This is a genomic window from Pseudoalteromonas sp. Angola-7 (assembly GCF_028599255.1).
Classification (GTDB): domain Bacteria; phylum Pseudomonadota; class Gammaproteobacteria; order Enterobacterales; family Alteromonadaceae; genus Pseudoalteromonas; species Pseudoalteromonas atlantica.
Map to the genome: position 1 here is coordinate 67,966 of NZ_JAQREL010000010.1, position 11,673 is coordinate 79,638.

The following is an 11,673-nucleotide window of genomic DNA, read 5'->3' on the forward strand; positions in this document are numbered from 1 at the left end:
ATGAGCTTTTCTTTATTTTATAAGCGCCCAATACACAGTACTTTGTATTTACTGTTAAGCATTATTTTTACTGAAAAACTTGTACGTTATATTTTATTTAAGTTTCATAGTTATTTTAACCAGCACAAAGTAAACGTAATAGAAGCCTTTTTAATGCCTTTTATTACGCTGATTAGTTCATTGTTTATCAATATAAAAGACCACAAAATTAACTTTGAACTTATTTTATATGATTACTACCCGCATCTTCGCTTGCCATACCGCACGTTTATTTATTCAAATATTTTGCGCTTTATCATTCAAAGCGCTTATTTGTTATTTTTTAAATACAAACCTAAAAATAACTCTGTAAGGGAGCGGCTATCAAATCAGTTTTATAATGGGGTAAGTTATTCACTTAAACAGTTGCGTTGGTTTGACTTAAAACTAGGTAGATTACTAAAGCGTTTGTTATCAAAAAACGTTAAGGGTCCTAAAAAAAGTGCTTTTAAAACCATGGCTGACGCTAAGATTTGGCAAAATAAACTAATAAAATATGTGGTTGTAGCCTTTATATTGTTTTTACTGGCTATTTTTATAACCATTCCGTTTAGCCTAGAAGCGCAAGCCGTGTTTATTAGTTTTATTTTGATAGTGGCATACGGGCTTAAGCGCGTTAAAGGGCAAATGGCCACGATTGTAATGATCACCCTATCGGTAACCACTTCATCGCGTTATTTATGGTGGCGCTACACAGAAACCCTCAATTGGGATGACCCTGTTGCACTTACGTTAGGCGCAGGCTTGCTGCTGGCAGAAACCTATGCGTGGCTAGTGCTCATTTTAGGCTTTTTTCAAACTATAAACCCCCTTGAGCGTAAACCTGTTCCGTTGCCAGAAAACACTGACTTATGGCCAACAGTTGATGTATACATTCCTACTTATAATGAACCATTAAGTGTTGTACAACCTACCACGCTTGCGGCGATGAGCATTGATTGGCCTGCTGATAAGCTCAACGTGTATATTCTTGATGATGGCAAACGCCCTGAGTTTAAAGAATTTGCTCAAAAAGTGGGGGTGGGTTATTTAACACGACCCGATAATAACCACGCTAAAGCCGGTAATATGAATAGCGCCATGCGCTACACTAACGGCGACTACATTGCTATTTTTGACTGTGACCACGTACCTGCCCGCTCATTTTTACAAATGACCATGGGGCAATTTTTAAAAGACAGCAAAGTATGTTTAGTGCAAACACCGCATCACTTTTTCTCAGCAGACCCGTTTGAGCGTAATTTAAATAACCACAGCCAAATCCCTAATGAAAACATGCTTTTTTATGGGTTGATCCAAGATGGTAATGACATGTGGGATGCCACCTTCTTTTGTGGCTCATGCGCCGTTTTAAAACGTGAAGCACTCGACAATATTGGTGGCTTTGCATTTGAAACGGTAACCGAAGATGCCCACACTGCACTGCGTATGCAACGTGCCGGTTATAAAACCGCTTATATAAATATCCCACAGGCTGCAGGGCTTGCCACCGACAGCCTCTCTGCACATATTGGCCAGCGTATTCGTTGGGCTCGGGGTATGGCGCAAATATTTAGGCTCGATAACCCAATTTTAGGTAAAGGGCTCGATATACCACAGCGCCTGTGCTACTTAAACGCCATGCTGCACTTTTTATCGGGCATTCCGCGTATTGTATTTTTAACCGCGCCACTGGCGCTCATATACTTTAATGCTTACATTATCTATGCGCCGTTTTTAGCTATTTTTATTTATGTAGTGCCTACACTCATACAAATAAAAGCGACCAACTCACGAATTCAGGGTAAATATCGCTACTCTTTTTGGGGTGAAGTGTATGAGTCTGTTCTTGCCTGGTACATATTAAAGCCTACAACCGTTGCGCTAATAAACCCTAATAAGGGTAAGTTTAACGTAACAGAGAAAGGCGGCTTAAATGATAAAGAACATTACGATTGGGGTATATCTAAACCCTACTTGGTACTTTTACTCATAAACTTAGTTGGCATGCTTGTAGGTGTTTTACGCTTAGGCTTTGGCGATCCGAGCCAAGTGGGCGTTTTGTTAATCAGCATGGGCTGGGCAATTTATAATATTATTATTTTAGGCGCTGCGGTAGCCGTTGCTGCAGAAGCTAGGCAAGTAAGGCAGTCTCACCGTATTAAGGCAAACTTTCCGGCTGGCGTGCGCTTAGCAAATGGGCATACGTTAAAAGTTAAAATTACCGATTACTCTGATAATGGGGTGGGTATTGAAACAGAGCACGCTCATTTATGCCGAGTAAACGACAAAATAGAGCTATTAATGAGCCGCGGTAATAAACAGTTTTCGTTTACAACGTATGTATGTAACACCCGAAACAAACAAATAGGCTTAACGTTAAAAGATCTCTCGCTCGAAAAGCAAAAAGCATTTATACAGTGCACCTTTTCAAGAGCGGATGCGTGGCTTGACTGGCAAAATAATTTTCGTCATGACCGCCCTTCATATAGCTTTAAAGAAGTACAAAAAACAAGTTTAAGAGGATTTAGCAATTTATTGTTTCATGCTCCTAAGCCATTACAACCCTTTGTAAAACTAATGACAAAAATTGTTGTATATATAAACTCTTTCACCCCTAAAAAACCAATAGTGCATTATAATTATGATTAAAAATTTGCTTAATACATTTCTAATACTGTTTTTAACATGCAGTGCTTACAAAGCATGTGCTATTGAGCCAATGCACGATAAATCTGTGTTTATAAATGGCTACCCAGAAAGCGCCAACGTGTCTAGTTTAAGATTAGACTTTGCTGCTTTAGGCTTTGATGGCTACAAGCTTGATGGCATAAACAACAACTCAAGAGTGGATTTTACCAACCGCATTGATAAATTAAGCACCGATTTACAGCTTAATTTTTCGTACACAAACTCGCCATCATTGATTGCTAACGTGTCGCATTTAAAAGTGTATTTTAATGAAAACTTAGTCACTGTACTGCCCATAAATGAGCAACTAAGTGTGGTTAAAAATACCGTTAACCATAGCCTAAAACTCAATGCTAAGTATGTACAAGACTACAACCAAGTACGGTTTGAGCTTGTTGGTTATTATGATTTACGTTGCCAAGATTACTTTAGTCGCTCTATTTGGACCGAAATTAATAAATCGAGCAATATCACGCTCAATCAAAAGCAACTGGCAATAGATAGCCGTTTAGAATATTTACCAGAGCCCTTTTTTGATGCCAAAGATTACAATAAGTTAAGCTTACCGTTTGTGTTTGCAAAAACACCTAACACCAAAACGATTGAAGCGGCTGCGACTCTTTCAAGCTGGTTTGGCGCGCAAGCTGACTGGCGTGGTGCTGATTTTCCGGTGGTGATTAACAAATCATTAGATACGCACAGCGTGGTTTTTATTACCAACGATTCAAAGCCTGACTTTTTAAAAGACTATCCCGATGTGGAAAAGCCAACCGTTGAGATTATTTCAAACCCACTACATAGATACAGCAAAATGTTGCTTATTTTAGGGCGTGATGAAGACGATTTAAAAACCGCCGTCACGGGATTGGCCTTTGGCCATAAAGTCATGACCGGCAGAACCGCTAGCATAGAAGCAATTAACCAACTACCGCTTCGCAAGGCGTACGATGCCCCGCGCTGGTTACGCGCTGATAGAGCTGTACACTTTGACGAATTAATTGATTTTGACAATCAGCTACAAGCACAAGGGTTAAATAACGGCCCCGTAAAATTAAACGTGCGCTTTGCTCCAGATTTATTTACTTGGCGTGAAAAAGGCATCCCCATTACATTGCAATATCGCAGCACACCCGAGAGCGAGTCTTTGGACTCTCGGTTAAATATGTTGATTAATCAAAAGTTTATTAGTGGATATTTGTTAGATAATGACGACTCTGCGCTCAATACTACAAAAACATTATTGCCACTTATTGCCAATACCGATACTACACAAAACGCAGAAAACTTTTCACTTAATGGCATAAACTTAGCCACTCGGAACGAGCTAAACTTTGATTTTAGATTTGGTGTGCTGAAAAAAGGTGAGTGTGCAATAGCACCACCTGGTGGTGAGTTTGGTGTTATTGATGGTAATTCTAATATTGATGTAAGTGGCTTTGATCATTACATTGCCCTGCCAGATTTAAATGTATTTGCGAACAGTGGCTTCCCGTACACCAAATATGCCGATTTACAGCAAACACTTGTACTAATTGACCAGCAGCCTTCTGCAAAAGCGTTAACTTTGCTGTTTAATCTTACCGGTCATTTTGGCGCAATAACGGGGTATCCAACCCACAGAATGACAGTGGCCCATTTAAATGAAAATGTTGATTTAGACGACAAAGATATTTTAGTTGTTGCAAAGCCTGGCAGCACAGCTCAGCAACTAGATGAAGATGCGCATACAAACGTACTTTTAACGAATAACCAACGTGAAATAAAGCAAGCAATTTACAACGGTGCATACGATGAGCAAGCCACAGATAAAATACAAGTGAGTGTAAAAAGTAGCGGAGATATGGCGGTAATTACAGCTTATCAATCTCCTTTTGATTCTGAACGCTCTGTTGTATCACTTAATGCCACCACTGAAAAAGCATTTGGCTTAATTGATAAAACCCTTATGGACTCGCAAACATTAAGCCAATTAAAAGGCAGTGCTGCGGTTATAAACTCACAAGGCGTTAAAACAATAAAAACCGAAGAGCAATACTTTGTCGGTCATATTCCTGTACATACGCTGGTGTGGTTCCATTTATCTGACCATCCATTTATTTTAGCCCTGCTTTCTATATTAACGCTGTTACTAATTTCATTTATTTTATGGCGATTACTACAAGCACTCACCCATAAGCGTTTAGCTGAAGGAGATGAATAATGACATTACTTAACCGGGCATTATTAGTAGCCGCTTTTTTAAGTTTTTCTGTGTCAGCGCAAACGCAGCAGTGCGAGCCTTGGCAGGGGTGGCACGTATTTAAAAACCACTTTATTAGTAATGAAGGCCGCGTAATAGACCTAGGCTCAAAACAAAATATTACCACCTCAGAGGGGCAATCATACGCGCTATTTTTTGCGCTAGTAGCAAACGATAAAGCCGCGTTTGATACCATTTTAGATTGGACGCAAGACCATCTCTCTGAAGGCGATTTAAGTACACGTTTGCCTGCTTGGCAATGGGGTGAAACAGGTAATGATACCTATGGGATTATAGACTCAAACCCAGCATCAGATTCTGATTTATGGATAGCATATAGTTTATCGCAAGCAGCTATTTTATGGGACGACCGCCGCTATAGTATTTTAGCTGCTGTATTAGCGCAGCGTATTATGCGAGAAGAAACCGCCTATATTTCAGGGTTAGGACTTACTTTATTACCCGCCCCTGCTGGGTTTGAATTTGAAAATAACACCTATAAACTCAACCCTAGTTATTCACCGTTATTTATTTATCAGCAATTTAGCAAACTATACCCGCACTCACCTTGGCAGCAATTACATGAAGCGTCTGCAAAGCTTATTTTAGATACCGCTAAAAACGGAGTTAGCCCTGACTGGGTGATGTATAGCCCAGCAAAAGGTTTTTATTACGATAAAAAAGCAACCGATTTAGGCAGTTTTAACGCCATTAGGGTTTACTTATGGGCCAGCATGATGGCGAACGATGCGCCTTACAAAGCACAACTAAGCGAGCAGTTTACCCCTTTTGTAGAGGCTATAAACAGCCGTGGCTACGTTCCTTTAAATACCTATGCGCGCTCTGGCAAAACCCAAAAGCGTGGCCCATTAGGCTTTAATGCTGCTCTACTGCCCATGCTAAAAGAAAATGGCGATGATTCTTTGGTTATGGCCATTCAACAAAAGTTAATGGTCGATAAGTCATTCACACAAACACGCTATTACGACAGTGTATTAAACCTGTTTGGTAGTAGCGCGCTTAATAAGCGCTTTTTAATAACAGCAGACGGGACGCTCAAGCCAAGGTGGAGCACTGAATGTCGTTAAAATGGGCTGTTGTTTGTACGTTAGCAGTCAGCGCAAGTGTGCATGCTAAAACAAATAATGACATTGATACACACTCTGTTGAGTGGCTTTTAAGCCAAATCAATATTGGTGAAGTGCAAGAAAATAAAGATTTAATTGCCGATAGCTTACAAAAGCTATTGGCCATTGCCCCTAATCGAATAGAAAGCCAGTGTGCGCTTGCTCGTTTTGAGTTTGCCAATGGTAAGGCTATACAAGCAAATCAAATTTTAAGAAAAATTGACGGTAACAACACACGTACCCACCCTTGTGTAGAACAGTTACGATTAATTGCTAGATTAGAAAACGAATACAAAGCAGATATACAGCAAGCTAAATTACTTGCCCGTGCGGGACGTTACGAACAAGCGCGATTAATTTACAACAGGCTTTTTAAAAACACCTATCCAAGCTTAGCGTTTGAGCTCGAGCACTTAAGTTGGTATGCACAAGAGCAAAGCCAATGGAAAAATGTAAAAAAAGGCTACGAAAGGCTACTACGCAGTTACGAGAACATCGGCGCGGTAGATATTGCATACGCGCGCCACTTACTCAGAAATAACCCCACTGATAGCACCGCGCTAACGATTTTAAGTAAATATGGTGCCACCTCTCGCTACAGTAATGAAGTAGAAGCAATCTGGTTAGGTGCTTTATCTAACATGCAATTAAATAGCGCTACAGAAAAACAATTTCAGCGCTACTTTAGCGTGTATCCGTTTAGCAGCAAAGGCGAATTACAGTATCAAGATTTCAAAAAAGATTTAAAAGCGCGACAAAAATTATTAGCTAACCCGGCCTACCAACTATGGCTTAAAGGTGAGGCGTTACTTGAAAAAAACAAGCTCGTTGCCGCAGAGCCGCTTTTACTAAAAGCACTCAAAGGACGCCCTAACGATGGCGCAATTATGCGCAGCCTTGGCACCCTTTATTTGCGTATGGGTAAAAATCAAACATCTTATAATTATTTTACTAAGGCGTATTCGCATACCGCCGACTTTGCCGAGCGAGAAACGCTAAAAGACTTAGCAACCACAGCAAAGTTTTGGCTTTACATACGCCAAGCTAAAGAAGCCATAAATAATAGCCAGTTTAAAACGGCGTTGCTTAAATTAAATTTAGCCGACACACTTGAGCAAGACCCTGCTAGCGTTTTGTATAACCGCGGATTGTTACAATTTGCTCAAGGTAATTATTCACAAGCGGCCGCTATTTATCAAACCGTGTTAAAAAATGACCCGCTTAATAATGGCGCTCTAACAGGGTTATTAGAAATTGTTGAATTGGATAACAATGAGCAGTCGTTAATCAAGTTTTATAATGCTTTATCTCAGTCTCAAAAAGCACAACTTAAACCTGTGTATGTGGCAACGTTAAGTAGCCAGCTTCGCGAAAAAGCACGCCAACATAGTGATGCAGGCGATACAGAGCTTGCTGAGAAAACCTTAAAAGAGGCAATTGAACTGGCCCCTGAGCAGCCTTGGCTTTATTACGATTTAGCGTTTATTTATCAACAAAACGGGTTAACTAAAAAGGCAAAAACGTTATTTAATAATGTGCTTTGGCAGTTTCCGCTCAATCCACAGTTACGTTATAGCCATGCTTTATTTTTACGCTCAATTGATGATTATCAAGGCGCTTTAAACACCTTAGAGTATGTGCCGGTTAATGATCGAAATGACGACATAATTTCTCTTGAGCAACAGCTTAGGCTCAACGAGTCTCTTCGACAAAGCGAGCGACACTTAAATACTAAAAATAGAACCACGGCTATTTTTCATTTAAGTAATTTAGAAGCGCAAAATTTAACTCCTGTAATGAAAGCCGAGCTATCGCGTAGCTGGTATCAAATAGATGAGAAAAAACACGCTCTAAAGTTAATTAATACTGCATTAAATACTGAGCCTACTTTATCACCTTATTGGCATATGCTTTACGCGCAGTGGCTATTAGAACAAAACGAGCGCCCTGCTGTAGAACAATGGTTTTCTCATTACAGCTTGCCTAATAATGCAAGTGCTGGCGAAGTAGAACAGTACGTCAATTTATACACCACGTATATTAATCAGTATTACGAAGGTGGCGAATTATTAGCAAAGCTGAACCAGCTTGATCAAAAGTACCAAAGTACACCCGCCATCACCACGGCATTAATAAATGCTAATTTAGCTCTGGGGCAACAAGAGTCAGCAATTATTGTTTATCAGCAAAAACTGAAAAACAATCAGCCAATTGAACCTCAAGCAATGCTTGCAATAGCAAAAGCTTACAGAGAATTAGGTAACGACTTTCAGGCAAAAGAAGTTACTGAGCGCGCAATAACGCAAACAGATGATCAGCAAGCCTACTTACAACGCCAAATAATGGCCTCGTTAAATGACTTTAATTACGCAGGTGATGCTTTAGTTTTAGCCAATCAATTAATTGCTAAATCACCCAATGATAAAGAGCTTAGTTATTTGGGCGCTGAAGTTGCTCGAAATTTTAATGAACAAGACCAAGCTAAGCAATGGTATTTAAAAACGCTATCAAGCGAGCAACGCCTAAACGATGAATCGTTTTACAAACAAATTGCCCGCATAGATGAAAATGATGCATGGTATATTAATGGCGCTAAACGCGAGCTTATAAATGAGCTAAGCAAAAACCAAGCATACATTGCTATTGGGGTAAACTTTAGTGGCCAAACAAGCACCGAAAGCGAGGCGACTCTTGGCGCAGGCTTAGTACCTATTGAAGCCTACTTTCCACTTTGGCAAGGCCAAGGGTTTATTAAAATAGACCCAACCACTATTAGCGCACAAACAACTCGTTTTGATGAGCAATTTGCTGGTAGCCGCTACGGCCAAGGTGCACTTTGTATATTTACCTGTGCTATTGATGAAGTAAGCCCTGAGCAAGATGGGGTCGACATAGGTATTGGCTGGCAAAATGAAAATTGGCGTGTTGATGTAGGCACCACCCCGCTTGGCTTTTTAATTGAAGACATAGTATGGGGTGTAAATTACGCCAACAGTATTGGCGATTTTGGCTATAGCCTAGAGCTCGAAAAACGCCCTGTAACAAGCTCCGTGCTTTCTTATGCTGGGCTTGAAGATGTAAATACCGGTGAAATTTGGGGCGGCGTGCGCTCAACAGGCCTAACTGCCAACCTATCTCATGACTTAGGTGGCGATTGGGGCTTTTGGTCAAGCGCCGACTTTACGCTCTATAAAGGGCAAAATGTTAAAGATAACCAACGCTATAGAGTAATGGGCGGGTCTTATTATCGCGTTATTAGTAATCAAGAGCGTGAGTTTACCGTCGGCGCAAGTCTATTGCATTGGACATATCAGTATAATTTAAGTGAAGAAACATGGGGCCACGGCGGTTACTATAGCCCACAAAACTACGTTGGGTTGTCGGTGCCTTTAAGCTACGATGCGCGCTGGGGCGATGATTTTGTTTATCGCTTAAAAACGGGGATTTCGTATTCGCAAACAAAAACCCAAGCCATTGATTTTTATCCTAACGATACTGACTTGCAGCTACAAGCCTACGATAGAGAATCGATTACCGGGGTAGACCCAGTATTTGAGAGTGATGACAGCTCTGGCGTGTCATACAATCTTGAAGGGAGCTTTGAGTACCGTATAACGCCGCATTGGTTTTTTGGTGGTTATTTAGCCATCGATCGCGCTGACTTTTACGAACCAAACTTTGGCCAGCTCTATATTCGCTATTACTTCAATCCTGTGTACGGGACGTTAGAGTTTCCTGGCACCCCAATTATTCCCTATGCAGACTTTTAACGCAGTGCAAGGTGATACATCGCGAATGCTTCCCCTCGCACTAAGGTATATGTATACTTGAGCGCAATTGTAACTAGGATAAGGGTGTGTCTCTTACCTTGTGGTGTTACTACCATTTAGCAAATCATTATCTTAGCTACAAATAATATACAGATGGTCGAGCGTTTTAGTGCCCCATGGCACAAAACAGCTAAAGCAAAAAATTATAAGGCCATTACAACAATTCTTAAAGTTAGGAAGTAAATATGAGTTCAGCTCCAGATAGTGGTTGGTTTGGCCACCCTAAAGGACTTTCGACATTGTTCTTCACTGAGATGTGGGAACGAATGAGTTACTACGGCATGCGAGCGATGCTCGTATTGTTTATGACAGCAAGCCTACAAGAAGAAGGCCTTGCCTTTACTGTTGCATCAGCTGCTGCAATTTACGGTTTATACACAGGTGCCGTTTATTTCTTAGGCTTACCGGGTGGTTGGCTAGCGGATAGATTATTCGGTGGTCAAAAGGCCGTATGGTACGGCGGTATCATCATCATGTGTGGCCATATTATTTTGGCCGTGCCTCATGAGTATTCATTTTTTATTGGTTTGATCTTTGTTGCTACAGGTACTGGTTTGCTAAAACCAAATATCAGCGCAATGGTAGGCCAGTTATACAGCGATGCTGATGAGCGCCGTGATGGCGGTTACGCTATATACTACATGGGTATTAACTTAGGTTCTCTAATTGGTTACTACGTATGTGGTTACTTTATGGAAAACGTAGGTTGGCACTGGGCATTTGGTGCAGCTGCTGTGGGTATGGCTATTGGCTTAATCCAATATAAGCGCACGCTTAATAATCTACCAGAGCACAGTGCATTACCGGCTAACCCATTAAGCGCTAAAGGTGCATCTCGTGCATGGTTTGGTATTGCTGCTTTTGTTGTTATTGCCGCTGGTGTGACCGCTGCAGCAATGACGGGCGCAATTATTATTAACCCAACTGTTGTAGCAGGCTACACAGCTGTTGTGTTTACTATTATATTCTTCATTTATTTCGGGGTTATTTACTTTACAGGTAAATTAACAGCGGGCGAAAAACAAAGAATGTGGGCACTATTTTTAGTGTGTGTTGCCTCTGCGTGTTTTTGGTCTGGCTTTGAGCAAGCGGGTTCATCACTTAACTTATTTGCCCGTGATTACACAGATCGCCTTATTGGTACTTTTGAAATTCCAACAACATGGTTCCAATCTTTAAACTCACTATTTATTATTGCTTTATCGCCATTTTTTGCCGCGCTTTGGATTAACTTATCTAAAAAGATGGTATCGCCGACTTACAGCGTAAAATGTGCAATGGGCTTAATTATTATGGCTTCTGGCTTTTTAGTTATGTTTATGGCCGCTCACTACGCAGCTGAAGGCTTAAAAGTAGCGCCATACTGGCTAGTAACAACTTACTTTTTACATACAGTAGGTGAGCTTTGTTTAAGCCCTGTAGCATTAAGTGCGGTAAGTAAACTTTCGCCACGTCGTTACACAGGCCAAATGATGGGTGTATTTGTATTAACTTATTCTATTGGTAACATTATTGCTGGCTTACTGGCTGGTAACTTTGATCCAAATAACGTTGAAGAAATCCCTAACTTATACTTACAAATTGCCTTATTTAGCATTGGCGTAGGTATTGTTTTAGTGCTTATGAGCTTTAAAGCGAAAGTATGGGAAAAACAAGGCCTAGAAGAAAAAGCTGCATAATATTGCACGTTTAATTACGCGTAATACTATTTATAATTTCCCCCATAGCCGCTATGGGGGAAATTTTCTCAAATTTCTATATCACCTCG

5 protein-coding genes are annotated in these 11,673 nt (G+C 40.6%); all 5 read left to right on the top strand.

From position 1 onward, the window contains the following. The 5 genes from bcsA (at position 1) to PSH50_RS13890 (ending at position 11,584) form a co-directional block, all read left to right on the top strand. Positions 1-2,670, top strand: a complete 2,670-nt coding sequence (bcsA, locus tag PSH50_RS13870) for a UDP-forming cellulose synthase catalytic subunit (RefSeq protein ID WP_273587064.1) — start codon at positions 1-3, stop codon at positions 2,668-2,670. After that, positions 2,663-4,909, top strand: coding sequence for a cellulose biosynthesis cyclic di-GMP-binding regulatory protein BcsB (gene bcsB / locus PSH50_RS13875; protein ID WP_273587063.1), 2,247 nt, complete (start codon positions 2,663-2,665; stop codon positions 4,907-4,909). The genes bcsA and bcsB overlap by 8 nt, the downstream gene beginning before the upstream one ends. Beyond that, positions 4,909-6,036, top strand: coding sequence for a cellulose synthase complex periplasmic endoglucanase BcsZ (gene bcsZ, locus PSH50_RS13880; protein ID WP_273587062.1), 1,128 nt, complete (start codon positions 4,909-4,911; stop codon positions 6,034-6,036). Before bcsB ends, bcsZ begins: the two co-directional genes overlap by 1 nt. Next, on the top strand, positions 6,027-9,845 hold the full coding sequence (locus tag PSH50_RS13885) for a cellulose synthase subunit BcsC-related outer membrane protein (protein ID WP_273587061.1): 3,819 nt from the start codon (positions 6,027-6,029) through the stop codon (positions 9,843-9,845). Before bcsZ ends, PSH50_RS13885 begins: the two co-directional genes overlap by 10 nt. Positions 9,846-10,090: 245 nt before the next feature. Beyond that, on the top strand, positions 10,091-11,584 hold the full coding sequence (locus PSH50_RS13890) for a peptide MFS transporter (protein WP_024032295.1): 1,494 nt from the start codon (positions 10,091-10,093) through the stop codon (positions 11,582-11,584). The last annotated feature ends 89 nt before the right edge of the window (positions 11,585-11,673 follow it).